We start from the raw sequence: 15194 nt of genomic DNA on the forward strand, positions 1-15194 counted from the left end.
GCCGAAATAACAAATGCGTACGCCGAAATAACAAATGCGTACGCCGAAATAACAAATGCGTACGCCGAAATAACGAATGCGTACGCCGAAATAACAAATGCGTACGCCGAAATAACAAACGCTTACGCCGAAATAACAAATGCGTACGCCGAAATAACAAATGCGTACGCCGAAATAACAAATGCGTACGCCGAAATAACGAATGCGTACGCCGAAATAACGAATGCGTTGGCTAGCAAGAACCGCAGGCATCGCCATGATTGCAACAATTTAGCTTTGTTACGCCAGCGTAACGCACTGCAAATGTTTGATAGATAAAGTTTTTCCGACTTGTGTGTACACCGTAGCCCAAGTAGGGGGAGAGGGACTTCTTTCCGGCTCCCCTTCTCCCAAATTTGGGAGAAGGGGCTGGGGGATGAGGGTTTTTTCTTTTCATACGGAAAGAACTACAGTTTTCAAGGTGGACGCGGTTTATATGCTTTAGAGAGGTAGCGATGCCTACGGCGGTAAACTACGCCCCTTAGCCTCTGTATGTTTAAGGTCAACGCGCTCTAGCAATGAAGTCAGACTTTGTGCTTAAATGCAGTTGCTAGGCAAATCTATCATCAATTTCACCCTAAACAGCATATGAGCGGCTTTGAAGCCAAGAATTTTTGGGAGCGATTAAATAATCTGGCGTTAGTCCGCTTTTTGCTTTTAGTTGCTTCTGGCTGGGCAATTGTACAACTTTTAGCTTACTTTGAAGCGGTCATTGTTATTTTTACATTTGCTGCAATTTTGGCTTTTTTACTCAGCTATCCTGTTCAATGGCTGCGGCGTTTTTTGCCCCACGGTGTAGCTGTTGGTGTCGTTTTCTTGCTCAGTATTGTAATTATTGGCAGTCTGATAATTACCGTGGGCTTAACGGTTTTATCTCAAGGACAACAATTAATTGACAGTATAACTGGCTTTGTAAATTCTTTAATACCTCTATTAGAGCGACTAGAAGGGTTTTTGCAAAACCAAAATTTGCAGATAGATTTAAGTTTTATTCGAGAACAATTACGAAACCAAGCTATATCTAGTCTTGTTACTAGTTTGGCTATTTTACAAGGATTCATGACGAATTTTCTTACTTTTATATTGATTGCTGTTGTAGCTTTTTTTATGTTACTAGATGGAGAAAAACTGTGGGATTTTATCATCAAAGTAGTACCAAAACAGCGCCGTAATAGATTTACAAATATAATAAGACGCTCATTTCTGGGATTTTTTAGAGGTCAGTTGTTATTAAGTGCATTTCTCACAATTACGACTTTTATAGTTTTTTTAATATTAAAAGTGCCTTTTGCTTTGATATTGTCAGTGATCATCGGAATTGTTGATATAATTCCTGGCATTGGAGCAACATTAGCAGTAAGCACAGTAACTCTATTTGTATTGTCTCAAGGTGTTTGGTTAGCATTGAAAGTCTTGATAGCTTGTATTGTCCTTCAGCAAATACAAGACAACTTGATTGCGCCTCGAATTATGCAAAATGCGCTGAATCTTAATCCTGTAGTGGTGTTTTTTGCTTTGCTAGTAGGTGCTAGAGTAGCAGGATTATTAGGTGTTTTTATATCTATTCCGATCGCTGGAGTAATTGTATCTTTATTTGAAATTGATGAAATGAAATCAGAAGTTTAGTTAGGAATTTGGAGACGCGATTAATCGCGTATGTACAGGAGTTGGAAGTAGTAAATAATGTAAAATAGTTGATTAGTCAATACAAATTGAGGAATGATGTCGGATTTAAGAGCAGAATTAACAGAAATTTTGGATGAGGCAGAGTGGGAGTGGCTAATTCCTCATGTACAACGAGATGCAGTAATTTTGGTGGCACCTGATTTAAACTTGCTGGATGTTGGAGTAGCGATCGCTAGTGATAACATTCCATCAGTAGAACAGTGGATTGATCAGCAATTAATTACTAAACCAACGACAGTACAAGTAGGAGAATGGAATGGCAATCGCAGTAAGCGATTTAATACCCTCATTGTTCAGCCTTACGTTTTGGTGAAGGAAATAGTCTCTGCTTAAATTAGTTACTGTGTTGTTTTCGATGACAGTTAGTGTTGAGGTAGTTTCTCAGGAAAGATAGCTTGATGTATCAGTTATTACTTGGTTATTGCCACGCACTAGCTGGCTAATTTGACTAAAGCAAAATTTTCTCCTTTAAGATTCATCCATCTAGGAGCTAGAATTGTTACGATAATTTCAGATTAGATATTGAAACCTTGATCCAATCTGAAACCTTAGAACTATTAGAATGGCATCGCCTCTGCCAGCACTTTGCCACCTTTGCGGCAACTAAGCTGGGGGCGACAGCTGCGCGTAATCTGAAAATACCTGATTCTCAGTCCCAAAGCGAACAGTTGTTAGAGCAAACCAAAGAAATTTACCAACTGGAAACTCGCCTGACCACGGGATTGTCATTTGAGGGAATTCAAGATATTGGCGATTCCCTAGAACGGGCAGAACGCAGCGGAATTTTGACAGGGGATGAACTGTTAGCGATCGCCACCACCCTCGCTGGTGTCAGAAATTTGCGCCGTGTCATTGACAATCAGGAAGATTTGCCGATACTGACTGAGTTAGTTGCCGATTTGCGGACTTATCCAGAACTAGAACAGGAAATTCACCGTTGTATTGATGAACGGGCCCAGGTAACTGACCGCGCCAGTCAAAAACTGGGAGAAATTCGCACAGACTTGCGGCGATTACGCAGCCAAATTACTCAAAAGCTGCAAAATATCTTACAAGCAAAATCTGGAGCAGTTCAAGAACAGCTAATTACGCAACGGAGCGATCGCTTTGTCATCCCGGTAAAAGCACCTCAAAAAGATGCTATCCCTGGTATTGTCCACGATACCTCTACCAGTGGTGCCACGCTCTATGTGGAACCAAATTCTATCGTGCCTCTAGGCAACCAACTGCGGCAGATTATCAGGAGAGAGCAAGCCGAAGAAGAAGCGGTTCGCCGTATTTTGACAGAACTTGTCGCCGCAGTAAAACCAGATTTGGAGAGGTTGTTAGCGATCGCTACCACTTTGGATCTGGCAACCGCTAGATCACGATATAGTTACTGGCTAGGAGCGAATCCCCCGCGATTTATCCAGCGTGAAGACAGTGAAATCATTACCTTACGGAATTTACGCCATCCTCTGTTAGTGTGGCAACAACAGCACGAACAAGGGCAACCAGTAGTTCCTGTAGACTTGTTGATTAGTCCGCAAATTCGGGTAGTGACGATTACCGGGCCAAATACTGGCGGTAAAACTGTAACCTTAAAAACTTTGGGATTAGCAGCATTGATGGCCAAAGTGGGTTTATTTGTCCCCGCCCGCGAACCAGTGGAAATACCTTGGTTTGATCAGGTGCTGGCAGATATTGGGGATGAACAATCCTTACAGCAAAGTTTATCCACATTCTCTGGTCATATTCGCCGGATTAGTCGGATTTTAGAAGCATTGGGGAGTGGGGAAGCAGAGGGGGAAGTTCCTACTTCTAACTCAGCACTGGTTTTACTTGATGAAGTTGGCGCAGGAACCGATCCAGTTGAAGGTAGTGCCTTAGCGATCGCCTTGTTGCAATATCTAGCCAACCATGCCCAGCTAACTATCGCCACTACTCACTTCGGCGAACTTAAAGCTCTGAAATACGAAGACGATCGGTTTGAAAATGCCTCTGTAGAATTTGACGAAAGTACTCTCTCGCCTACTTACCGTCTGCTGTGGGGCATCCCCGGACGTTCTAATGCCTTAACAATTGCCCTACGTTTGGGATTGAAGCCAGAAGTGGTAGAAGAGGCGAAAACTCAAGTGGGAGAGGGCACAGATGAAGTTAACCAGGTGATTGCTGGGTTAGAAGCGCAACGCCGCCGTCAGGAAACCAAAGCTGCGGAAGCCCAAAGTTTGTTGCAGCAAGCGGAACGTTTATACAAAGAAGTATCCGCAAAAGCCGCAAGTTTGGAGGAAAGGGAAAGCAGTTTGCGGGCTTCACAGGAAGTAGCAGTAAAACAAGCGATCGCCCAAGCAAAAGGTGAAATTGCCCAAGTGATTCGCCGCTTGCAGAAAGGTACGCCCACAGCCCAAGAAGCCCAGCAAGCCACCAATGCTTTGAATCAAATTGGCCAGCAGTATCAGCCAGTAACGCCAGCGAAACCAAAAGTTGGGTTTATGCCTAAAGTAGGCGATCGCATCCGCGTTCCCAAACTCGGACAGATAGCAGATGTAATCGTCGCCCCTAATGAAGATGGGGAGTTAAGCGTTCGGTTTGGGCTAATGAAGATGACTGTGAAGTTGCAAGACGTAGAATCTTTAGATGGTCAAAAAGCAGAACCAATAGTCAAACCCAAACCAGCCCCAGCAGTAGTAACCCCGCCACCGCAAAGTGTCCCAGTTCGGACTTCCCAAAATACCATCGATTTGCGTGGTAAACGGGTGGCTGATGCCGAATACATTCTAGATAAAGCCATCTCGGAAGCGACGGGCCCAATCTGGATTATTCACGGGTACGGCACTGGTAAGCTGCGACAAGGAGTTCACACCTTTTTGCAACAGCATTCTAGAGTGAACAACTACGAACCAGCAGAACAAGCAGATGGTGGCACTGGTGTTACTGTAGCTCACATCAAATAAAGTGGCAATCAATGTAACTAGTGAACGCTGCTAGTTCGTCCCATTTGTGCTGATAAACCAATACGCTTGGGTTTTAGGCTTTATCCTCTAATACCCTCCTTTTTTAGGAGGGTATTAGAGGACTGGCGTCAAGTCGCTTCTCGAAATTAAAAATTAATTAAAAATTGAATAAATCCTAATTTTACATTTTTAATTTTACATTTTTAATTCCCGTAGGGTGGAGGCTTGTACCCAAAATTAATTAAAAATTATTATTCTTCAAACTTATTAATTTTTAATTTTTAATTCAAAAAAGGTCAAGTGGCGTGGGAAATTCCTGCTATCAGAGCTATACTCGCCTTTGTTATTTTTTGAGATAAAAAAGGAAACATATTGAGCTTATTCATATTTTCCTTTTTTATTGAATGTACTATCATGTTGATTCAACGCAAGACAAAATTAGTAAGTTTTCTACCTGTGATGGTCTAATTTGACTAATTGCTTTTTGACCAATGCTTGTTTTTTCTTCAAGATTAAAGCTACACCTACAGCCAGTAAAATTCCACCCGCACCCTGATGTTCGGGAACAGAAGTAGAGGGGGCACTAAATCCATACTTTGCCAAAATTTCTTGCCCTTCTTGTGACAGAATATATTCAGCTAATTTTTCCCCATCAGGATCGGCGTTTTTCAGTGTAGTCAATCCATAATCAGCTTTTGTTGCTAAATATTCGGGTAATTCTACTATTTGCAGATTGTCACCACCTTTTGTTGCTTGGGCAGTCTTCCCACTGGTGTAATAAGCTAAAAAGATATCTGCTTGTTTTGTTTCTTCTAGAAAGTAGACTAAATTATTTTTGCCATTAGGAACTATAGGAGCATTAGGATTACCACCTACTAACTGCAAAGCTTTATCCTTCAGAATTTGAGAGCTACCAGATATAATCTGATTAGCCTTGTCAAATATTTGCCATGCATAGGTACCAGATGGATCTGCCACAGGCGTCGAAGTTCCCAACTTGATTTCGGGTTTTAGGAAAAAGTCTAACAAATTATCTGATGTGATACCAAGTCCTGATCTGACAACAGCAGTCATGCGGTTACTAGTGAAGTTCACTACAGGTTCACTTAAACCTTCTTTAAACAATGTCTGAGGGTTATCAATATCTGCACTAGCAAAAACATCTGCGGATTTTCCAGTTTTGGAGAATTCTTGTTCTATAAATTCTCGTGTTAAACCAGATGGGCCAAATCTCGTTTCTACTGGAATCCCATATTTATCGTTAAAAGATTCAGCTACTTCTGTGAGGCTATCTCGCAAACTACCAGCAGCGTATAGCTTAACCGCGAATGCTTGAGTTGGCAGAGTCACACCGACAGCACAAGCTATCAGTGAAAAGGCAAAAAAATGCTTTTTCATATTTGTTATATTATTGCGTTGCTATTATTACTCAGTGAATTATCTGTAACTCATACTTAAGCATGGTTTTGGTAAATGTCTAAACTATTACCTCTGCTCATCAACTTTATAAATGAGTTCTGATATGTGCGTAGTTTACGGTTAGAGCTATAGTACCAACTAAGTAGGACAAAATCAATTGGCCAATATCTTCAAACGCTGACTTTATCAAATTCAGGATTTAGGCATTGAAAACCTGAAACCTCGATTCCCCCTCACGCCCTCACGCCCTCACCCCAACCCCTCTCCCAATTTGGGGAGAGGGGAGCCTTTGATTAATATTCCCCTTCTCCCAATTTTGGGAGAAGGGGTTAAGGGATGAGGGCAAAACATTTTCACAAAGCGGGTTTCACCTTAAGTTGACACAGGTAAAAGTCCTTGCACCCCTATAAATATACAAATAATTTTGGATAATTTATTTTTTGTCAGTCCCTAACAGGCTGCACACAAGCGAAACTGGGGTGGAATGCTAGAAAGCAGCAAGAAGCACCTTTAGCAAACAGGCAAAAGATTTGTATAGTAATTATGTATACATGAAAACCAAGAATAAACATCAAGAAATTTCAAAATTTAAAACCGTAAATAAATTAGGAGGTATTCTACATAATTACTTAGCGATAATTCGCGGTTAGAATTCTTAATATTGTTTATTTATACTCTTGTACGGAGCCAGTAGCGAAAATCGGGTAAACCTTAACTAGAATTGATAATTTTCTACTTTGTCAAAAATAAATTTTCATCTAGAGTAGGACAAAGATACCTGTTGTTTACCACATAGAAAAAGCTACCTGAAGCCTCTGGCTCAGAGCTATGGGAAACCAAGCTTGATGCTTAAGAGTCTGGTTTCAAAATGGGTAACAGCAACATCCCCTATCAGCTTGATCACCTATGCTAAAAGTTATGCACTCGGCCGCCAACTCAGCCACTCCAAATTCCCAGTGGGAGGATTTAATCAAGCTTCCAGCCCCAAACACAGTTCAATGGGACAATATCAAAACCCAATTAGACTTGGTGCTGTTGGCGCTAGAAACCTTAACCGGCATTGGTTCAGAGGCTATGCTTTCGGCGGCAACTGATCTGAATTTAGAGTCAAGAGTGCCAGACCGCGTAGCTTTATGGCGACTGCGCCAATCAAATCCTCTACGCAAAGGTCAAGGAGGGCGAAAAAAGCTAGATGTCGAAGAAGCGCGATCACTTGTTTTGATCATCTGCTATTTAGCCAAACAGCACCAGGAATTGATTCGCCGCGCTGTCGGCCTGTTGGAACAAATGGCAGAAAATAACCGGGAACCTCACCAGGCTGCTTTACTTGGAGATTATATTGATGCTTTTTGCAACACCTACCAAGAGCGGATGGAAGAGGACGAGCAAATCTCAACGGATTTACTTACTAACCTGGCACTCAAACTGCTTGTAGATTTACTTTTTTACAGTGCTAGTGGTGGGCATCGCCGTCTCTGGTTAGCACTTATAGACCGTTCTACAAAATTTTAGATTTTAGATTTGAAATTCCTCAACCAAAATTCGCTCATGAAAGTTTGCAAGATAAGAATTCCCTTTTGATGGTCGTTAGTTCTTGGGCAAGCCACTATCAGCACTGCTTCCTCCTTGCACCCCAGTTTGCATAATGCAAAAAACCTGACAAAGTTCTGAGTGGAGGAATCCGCTGTTTCAACTTTTCTTTGCAAGCAACTGGCTCAACTTTTTGCAAAATCCCAAATAGTCTTCCTCGCAGTTCCTGCTATGCCTCTATCAAATTCTGTCATTCGTCGCTACACACCCCCTACTTGCACGCTAGAAGTATTTGCACAAAGCTCACCTCTGTCCCGTTGGATGGGGAAAACTGTCCTCAAGCACCTAAGCTTTGAGCTACGTTTTGACGATCCCCGATTACCAGAAGAAAACAGAGTTCCAATTCGGGGCGATCGCGATCAACTCGAAGCCTTATGTGATGCAGTTACAACCTACGTACAACAATTCCTCCAACAGTCTCCAGAAAGCTTTTGGGTCAGTTTCTCCAGTACCCAGGAGTCAACCACAGCATTGGGTGAGCCGGAATTAAAGTCCTCAACAAAAACATTAAATTCCTTTAGTACCCAGATTCCAGGGGCAAATATCCACTTAGAACCAAGCAGCTATTTAACTCACAATTTATTTCTCGGTTCTCTCGCCAACCACTCATCTGGTCCGGTAATTCAACTCACTCTGCTGCAACTATTCGATTTGGCAAGTGCTTTAGATGAATACTTGACTGATGTTATGGCACTCCCAACTCTCAACAGCACGACTTCGATTCTGAGGTTCCCTACTTGGGCACCTGTTGCCGCAGTATTAGTATTAGGTGTAGGTTTTTTACCAGTTACTTGGCAATATGCTAACAACATAAGGCAAAAGCAACAGCAGCCAGTCAAAACAGCAGATTCAGCAGCGGTAAAGACTGCTTTAGAACCTTCATCCTCACTAAACTTCCCTACGCCTGAACCCGGACTTACCACTCCATCAGATAATTTGCTGGGTTCCACCCCTCCACTTCCCACATCTAGTTTGCCCCAAGCACCTCTAACAGCCCCTAGTCCCAGTTTCTCTACACCGCCACCTCTATTTCCAAATAATGCACTGACTATACCTCAGAGCAAGACTTCAACCGTTCCTACCAATCGAGCGATGCCAACTCTTGGAGACGCTACGCGAACGGCGAACTTCTCTACAAGACGCTCCGCGAACGCTAACGCACCATCTAGCAAAATCCCAGGTCAGGAAATTGCCATATTACCAAATCTTGGACAGAATCTTACAGGATCAAGTCCCCAAGCTGGTGCTCTCCCTCAGCTGCGTAATTTGCCACCTAGACTATCTTCTAACGCAGGCAGCTTACCAACTAATATCTCACCAGTCCCACCCCCGTCTCTTGACATCATACCCAATAATAATCGTGGCAATACCTCTACCCAACCCTCCCCATTAAACTCACAACAACTAGACGAAAGAATCAATTCCTTACAACAACTTTCTCCTGGAGAAAAACCTGCTTCACAACTTCCCTCCTCTAGAACTGCCCAGAATAATCCCTTTATTGATCAATTAGGAGACGGACGCAAACCCCCTACATCCACACAAGTGGCTACTGGCACCTTATTTGATACACCTCAAGTAGCAGAAGCTAGAGAATATTTAAGAAAGCGTTGGCAACCACCTACTGGACTAGGACAAACATTAGAGTATAGTTTGATAGTCAGTGTTGACGGCACGGTGGAACGAATTTTTCCTCTCAATAAGGCAGCAAGAGAATTCGTTGATAACACTGGGATGCCTGAAGTTGGTAAACCTTTTGTTTCCGCCAATCCACGCGGACAAAATCTCAGAATTCGAGTTGTTCTCAGTCCTGATGGCAAGGTACAGACTTTTGCAGATGAATAAGTAAACTAATCTGTTTCATCTCAGATATTACACTAGTCCCAATAACTGCCTAATACCGCAAGGCGGAAGTCAAAAGGAGCCAGTGCGTTGGGCGGCTCTGCCGACTTGTCCCTTCCGCGTCTCCGACAGGAGAAGCAACTGGCGTTCAAAAGTCACTCATTCAAAAATATTATGGAATGGGCTTTTTAAGGATTTTAAATGGTTGCTCTATTTACGCCGTGGTGTACTAGTAATGAATTACTAGGCTAATAAGCTAAAGTCATCTTTAGACGACTAGTAAAGGGTTTTAGTCCACTTAAATGGACTTGGGCTATTAGCCTTTCACAAAAATATTGCGGGACGTGTGGAATCCGAAGCGGGCTAGTTGGCTTACCCTGAATGCTGAAAGATTTCAGTTTAATGCCACTTGTAAAACTGGTACAAACCTAGTGCCAGTTTCTATTTACTCCAATTGCTCTTGAGCTTACCTTTTGGAGTCCAGTTACCAAACTGGTCTTATTATTGATACCAGTAAACCTACCAATCAATACAATTACTGTTAACACCAATTCTCCAAAATAAAACTACAGATACAAGTCTGGAAACCCAGATTAAATCTGACGCCTCTTAATTCCGTTAGCGTAGCGGTAGCGAGTCCACGAACGCAAAAGCGTCTCGTAGAGAGCGTCATTCTGAATTGGTATAAATTACCCAAATAAAAGGTAGGAAATATGCAAACAGTTAGTACTCAAAAAGATAGTGCAGCTTGGATTATTCAAACTTGGGCAGCTTTTATACTTTCTATTTCTATGACCACTTTCGGTATTATAAACTTGCCTGTGGATAGCTGGGTGAAAGGCTTTATGGGCATGGGTTTAGCTTTTTCTCTTGGCTCAACTTTTACTTTGGCGAAAACTACTAGAGACTTGCATGAAACTAGAAGATTAACCGCTAGGTTAGACGAGGCAAAAGTAGAAAAATTGCTTTCACAACATGATCCTCTAAATTTCAAATGAAGGGAGTTAAACTAATTTTGGATTAAAAAACTTTACCAAAAAGCTGTTTCACGAATATCAAACAATACTACCTTTTGGCATTTGATGTAATATAGACATCAGAAATTAACTATATAGCGAAAAGCAAAAGGACTGGATATACCAGTCCTTTATTATATTAATTTAATGTTTTTATCTTAATAACGGGATTTTTTGGTCTTTAACTTTTGCTTTTTACGCCGACGTTCGCTAGCAACAACTGCCTGTTCTACCGGATAACCCACTAAGGGAATTACCTGATATTTGCGCTCTTCTTCTAACTTTTTCAGTTCAGTGTAATCAACCCAGTGAATGCAATCAACCGGACAAGTGTCAATTGCTTCTTGGATAATTTCCTCATTGTCCCCATCTTGCCGAACCACACGCGATCGCCCGTAATCTGGTTCAATGTAAAAGGTGTTACGCGCAACATGAGCGCAATGCTTGCAACCAATACAGGTGATTTCGTCAACATAAACACCATTTTGGCGCAGTACACCGCCTAATTCCGGTTCCAAACCAGAACGTTCTGGGGCATCCCGTAAAAAACCCCCTAATTCTGGTTCCAAACCGGAACGGTTGTCTTCTTGTTCTTCCGGCGACGGCAGAAAATCAGCCATTACGCACTCCAGCGCTGTACTACCAGGCGAATTGAACCATCTTCATTTTTTTGTTGTTCAGAGACTTGAAAACCAACACGAGCGGTTTCTTTCACAACTGTTTGATAAGCATAGCGCTGCGTTACCTGGCGCAAAAATCCATCCACAGATAGGTCTTGCTGCCAATATTGCAAGTCAGCCACCAGTTCATATTCCAAGCCATTCCATCTAAAGCCGATGTCATAGCCATTTTCCTGCTCAATACTAACTTCGGCAGGATGGGTTTGACCGCGATAGCCACGGACTTCGCGTGGGCCGGGCTTCCAGTCTACGCCCAATTCAGTCAAAGCATCTTTCAAAGAATCAAGGTTACGGATTTGAGTCTTAATTTGGCTAAAGTGTGACATGGTGGTTGTGAATTAATAACACTAAACTACTGTGAAAACTTACCAATCGCTGTAAGTGGTGTGTGTATTCGCCATATTAGATTGCTGCACCTTAGCGGCGAAATATTCTGAGGTTGGCTCATGATTAACTACTTGCCCCAGCTGTGCCTCTATTGCTGCTGTAACTTCAGCGCAAGAAGCACCCACAATGCCAGTGACTTTCTCTTGTACCCGACCGTCTGGATAGATTATGAACTCTAATGTCTCCATGCTCTTGGCCAACCACGATAAGTACGTTTAAATTGTACTGCCTTAGCAGAAGGCTACAAATATAGCCGTAGGAACATTTTTACTTAGATACAAACTTGCCATTTGCTAAATAATGTTCCATCTTACAACACATATATCTCATAATTTTTACAAAAATTATTAATTTTAGAAGTATATACATCAGTATTTAGTTAGTTTCTCTTAACTTCATCAATTAGTCAAGCTCATAATTGAGCTTGCAAAATAAGTGATAAAAGTCCTAAAAACAAGTATTAGCAGTAGTATAGCCAACTAATTGCTTCACAAAATATAAATTTTATTGAAAAAGTTTATCATTATTGTTAGGTTTACCCTATTCCTTCAAGTGTCAATACAAGATAAAACGCAATTTAATCCAACAGTGGGATAGTGGGATGTACGAACAGCAATTGCCCATATTTATTGAAGATATCGTCAAAAGTCGAACAAAAAACCGATTAAGACTACTATTTTTGTAAGCTTATGCGGCATCCATCTGTTCTGTAATGCGTTGCCAAGCTTAACATTTAGCATTTTCGCAAAACAAATGGGATGACCAAGTTTTTAACTTGATAATATTGTACTATCAGCGAATATTCCAAATATGGCATATTAGTAGAGTGTATGAGGAGTCTGCGGTGAGTGAAGAATGGCAGATTATTACCTACCAGGAGGTAGATGGAAAAAAACCAGTTGATGAGTTCCTAACTTCTTCACTCACTCCAGCGGAATATAAGCGGTTTCAGTTCCGCCTCTCTCTTATATCAACGAAGGGACTTGCCTTAATAATCGAACGCTCAGACGTTTTAGACAAAATCAAGACAGAAGATAACCTTTATGAACTGCGTTTGCCTAATACTTGTAACAATCCCCGCATTTTTCTTTGCGCCTTAACGGGTAAGCGTCTAGTTTTGCTGCACGCTTTCAAGAAAAAGGGGCGTAAAACTCCGCACAATGAAATATATATTGCAGCTAAACGGCGAGATTTAGTAGTCGCGAAGGAGGATAAAACAGATGAACAATAATCCCCATTTGGGCAGTGATGCTTTAGCTTTATTAAATAAAATTGTTCCTGACACACCAAAGACTCGTCTTGTTGAACGTCAGGAGCTTTTCCGACTTGCTTTAACTCAAGCAATGCGAAGTGTGCGTAAGCGCTCTGGACTAAACCAAACAGAAATAGCTCAACGTCTAGGTGTGCAACAAAGTCAGGTATCTAAACTAGAAAGTACTAAAAATGATCATACGTTTGACTCCGTACTTGCATACTTAAATGCTCTAGGAGCAGATTTGGAAGCAACAATTCTTGTAAAAAAACAGAGAATTAATGTAATTACAGCGAACTTAGATTCGGACAACATTGATATGAGAGCAGCCATCGATAAAATATTTGGAGATGTAGATAATACTGAAGTATTGCAAGAGGAGTCATCACCAAACTTTGACTTAATCTCAGCACAAGAGAGAGACACGTGTCGTGAGGCACAGCAAGTTCGTTGCCGTCAAGGAGGTTCTTGGGGGAGAGATAGCGTAGCATGAAAACTATTACTTTTTATTCATATAAAGGTGGTGTTGGTAGAACACTTGCTGCAGCAAATTTTGCAGTGTACTTAGCAAAATTGAATCTTAAAACTGTTATGATCGATTTTGACCTGGAGGCACCAGGTATAGATGCCAAATTTGCTGGGTTAGAGTTAGCAGCTAATCAAAAAGGTCTACTCGACTACATTTTGGATTATCAGCAACAAAATTCAAATCCAGCAACTATTGAGGAAATAAGCCTTCAAGTACCAATTGAATCCCCTAAAGGAATTGCGCCTCTGTGGCTTATTCCAGCAGGACAGTACCTTTCTGAAGAATACTACAAAAAGTTAAATCAGCTTGACTGGAATCTGATTTTTTCTGAGAAACTCGATGGAATTGCATTTTTTCAGCAATTTATTGCCCGTATTAAAAAAGAATTTAAAGCAGACTTTTTGATTATAGACTCCCGTACTGGTATTACCGAGATAGCTGGTCTTTGCACGCAACAGCTACCTGATGAAGTTGTAATGCTGTCTTCTTTAAGTTCAGAAAGTATCAAAGTAAGCAAGCATATTAAGCAACTCATCCAGCAGAGTGCGTTAGCCAAAGCACTTAAGAAGTCAATTGATGTCAAGGTTGTTGTGTCACGTGTTCCCAAACCTGAAGATTTAGATAGCTTTAAGCAGAGATGCTGCCAACTGTTTGAAATAAATGAAACTAAACTGTTTTTTTTGTTTTCCTATCCTTCTTTAGAAATGGAGGAGTTCTTAGCGATTGCTATTCCCGATAGTCATAAAGAACTAGTAACTAATTATGTTAAATTATTTTATGGATTAAATTTAGAACTTTCTAGCGAAAATATTAAACTAGAAATTGAACAAATAGGTACTCAATTACTTTCTGTATCCTCACTAGAGAAGTTGGAAAATAATGTTCTGGAGTTAGTTGCCCTTTACCCTCATCCAGAAGTATATCGTGCCGCAATGCGGTTTTTCCGGCTAAGACAGAGACCACAAGAAATTAGGAATTTTGGTTGGGAACTCCTTAATTTACTACCAACTGATGAAGAAGCACAACAAATTCTAACAGAGAGCTATTTAGCGGAACGTAAGCTTGACAAACGGGATAAGAAAAGAGCTGTTCGTATCATAGATCCTGTTTGGCTGAGAGGTGAATTGAAACCAGAACAATCTATACGATATGCAGACATTTTAGATGATCTGGAACAGTATGCTAAAAGTCTCGATATTGTTCTACCTTTATGTGATGATGAGAACCTTGATAATAATACTCAAATTCAAGCAAAACTGATTGCATCTCAAACTGCTCTTAAGCTAGGTCAAAGCGAGATTGCAGCGAAATATATTTTGGATATTCCTCCAAAACAATTAGGAGGTTCGCTCATAATTTTAGCAATTGAAACTCTTAGAGATAGTGAAGATTTTGATGGTGCATTCGAGTATGCAAAACAATTTATACGTCGAGAGTATAATCCTACAGTTATAGAGCAAGCAGCTCGTTTAGCTTACCAATTAGATCGGGTCAAAGAGTTGGAAGATGCAATACGTTCACTGGCAAAACTCCGTATGCTAAAACAAGAAAGTTTTTATCAACATTTGAAAGATTGCGGATTATCTGAACTAGCACGTGTGTTGCAAAGAGCATCCTAAACTACTGCAATGATTTGTTTTATCTTAAATCTGCATCTGGATGGTATAAAAGTTGCTAGATCACAAGGATGCCAAAATAAAATTTAAAGAACTTGCAGGCGATGGGTAGACTGTGATCATTGTCAGTGATACTTTGCCCATCAATAGGATAATGAATCATAATTAACCTCTATAGCTTTGAGCTATCAGCCATCAGCCACCA

14 protein-coding genes are annotated in these 15194 nt (G+C 41.1%); 9 read left to right on the top strand and 5 right to left on the bottom strand.

The window, feature by feature from the left end; all coding sequences use genetic code 11:
• The coding region (locus tag V7K40_RS09415; protein ID WP_334958820.1) for a hypothetical protein at positions 1-258 on the bottom strand (258 nt) is incomplete at its 3' end.
• Positions 259-627: 369 nt separating this feature from the next.
• On the opposite strand from V7K40_RS09415, the gene V7K40_RS09420 reads away from it, so the two are divergent.
• The 3 genes from V7K40_RS09420 to V7K40_RS09430 all read left to right on the top strand — a co-directional run bounded on the left by V7K40_RS09420 (position 628) and on the right by V7K40_RS09430 (position 4658).
• Positions 628-1665, top strand: coding sequence for an AI-2E family transporter (locus V7K40_RS09420; RefSeq protein WP_334958822.1), 1038 nt, complete (start codon positions 628-630; stop codon positions 1663-1665).
• 96 nt (positions 1666-1761) lie between these two features.
• Positions 1762-2058: a DUF2288 domain-containing protein gene (locus tag V7K40_RS09425; RefSeq protein ID WP_334959196.1), complete on the top strand. Its 297-nt coding sequence runs from the start codon at positions 1762-1764 to the stop codon at positions 2056-2058.
• A gap of 197 nt (positions 2059-2255) precedes the next feature.
• The gene (locus V7K40_RS09430; RefSeq protein WP_334958824.1) at positions 2256-4658 is read left to right on the top strand and encodes an endonuclease MutS2; all 2403 of its coding nucleotides are present in this window, start codon (positions 2256-2258) and stop codon (positions 4656-4658) included.
• 450 nt (positions 4659-5108) lie between these two features.
• On the opposite strand, the gene V7K40_RS09435 is transcribed toward V7K40_RS09430, so the two are convergent.
• Complete coding sequence (locus tag V7K40_RS09435; RefSeq protein WP_334958826.1) at positions 5109-6056, bottom strand: molybdate ABC transporter substrate-binding protein; 948 nt, start codon at positions 6054-6056, stop codon at positions 5109-5111.
• A 927-nt stretch (positions 6057-6983) separates the two neighbouring features.
• Between V7K40_RS09435 and V7K40_RS09440 the strand changes: the two genes are divergently transcribed.
• The 3 genes from V7K40_RS09440 (at position 6984) to V7K40_RS09450 (ending at position 10507) form a co-directional block, all read left to right on the top strand.
• On the top strand, positions 6984-7589 hold the full coding sequence (locus tag V7K40_RS09440) for a DUF3038 domain-containing protein (protein WP_273766392.1): 606 nt from the start codon (positions 6984-6986) through the stop codon (positions 7587-7589).
• A gap of 249 nt (positions 7590-7838) precedes the next feature.
• Positions 7839-9512: a DUF4335 domain-containing protein gene (locus V7K40_RS09445; RefSeq protein WP_334958829.1), complete on the top strand. Its 1674-nt coding sequence runs from the start codon at positions 7839-7841 to the stop codon at positions 9510-9512.
• A gap of 710 nt (positions 9513-10222) precedes the next feature.
• Entirely contained in the window at positions 10223-10507 is a 285-nt protein-coding gene (locus tag V7K40_RS09450; RefSeq protein ID WP_334724665.1) for a YiaA/YiaB family inner membrane protein, read from the top strand.
• A gap of 176 nt (positions 10508-10683) precedes the next feature.
• Here V7K40_RS09450 and V7K40_RS09455 read toward each other — a convergent pair whose 3' ends face one another.
• The 3 genes from V7K40_RS09455 to V7K40_RS09465 are packed head-to-tail and all read right to left on the bottom strand — an operon-like array spanning position 10684 to position 11780.
• Positions 10684-11145: a ferredoxin gene (locus V7K40_RS09455; protein WP_334794065.1), complete on the bottom strand. Its 462-nt coding sequence runs from the start codon at positions 11143-11145 to the stop codon at positions 10684-10686.
• On the bottom strand, positions 11145-11531 hold the full coding sequence (locus V7K40_RS09460; RefSeq protein WP_334947527.1) for a DUF1257 domain-containing protein: 387 nt from the start codon (positions 11529-11531) through the stop codon (positions 11145-11147). The genes V7K40_RS09455 and V7K40_RS09460 overlap by 1 nt, the downstream gene beginning before the upstream one ends.
• Before the next feature lie 39 nt (positions 11532-11570).
• Positions 11571-11780, bottom strand: coding sequence for a DUF2997 domain-containing protein (locus V7K40_RS09465; RefSeq protein WP_334958832.1), 210 nt, complete (start codon positions 11778-11780; stop codon positions 11571-11573).
• A gap of 656 nt (positions 11781-12436) precedes the next feature.
• On the opposite strand from V7K40_RS09465, the gene V7K40_RS09470 reads away from it, so the two are divergent.
• The 3 genes from V7K40_RS09470 to V7K40_RS09480 are packed head-to-tail and all read left to right on the top strand — an operon-like array spanning position 12437 to position 14992.
• Entirely contained in the window at positions 12437-12823 is a 387-nt protein-coding gene (locus tag V7K40_RS09470; protein WP_334958835.1) for a type II toxin-antitoxin system RelE/ParE family toxin, read from the top strand.
• Positions 12813-13337 carry a helix-turn-helix domain-containing protein gene (locus V7K40_RS09475; protein WP_334958837.1) on the top strand — a complete coding sequence of 175 codons (525 nt, stop codon included), beginning with the start codon at positions 12813-12815 and terminating at the stop codon, positions 13335-13337. The genes V7K40_RS09470 and V7K40_RS09475 overlap by 11 nt, the downstream gene beginning before the upstream one ends.
• On the top strand, positions 13334-14992 hold the full coding sequence (locus tag V7K40_RS09480; protein ID WP_334958839.1) for an AAA family ATPase: 1659 nt from the start codon (positions 13334-13336) through the stop codon (positions 14990-14992). Before V7K40_RS09475 ends, V7K40_RS09480 begins: the two co-directional genes overlap by 4 nt.
• Positions 14993-15194: the final 202 nt, after the last annotated feature.

It is taken from the genome of Nostoc sp. (assembly GCF_036917195.1).
GTDB lineage: Bacteria > Cyanobacteriota > Cyanobacteriia > Cyanobacteriales > Nostocaceae > Nostoc.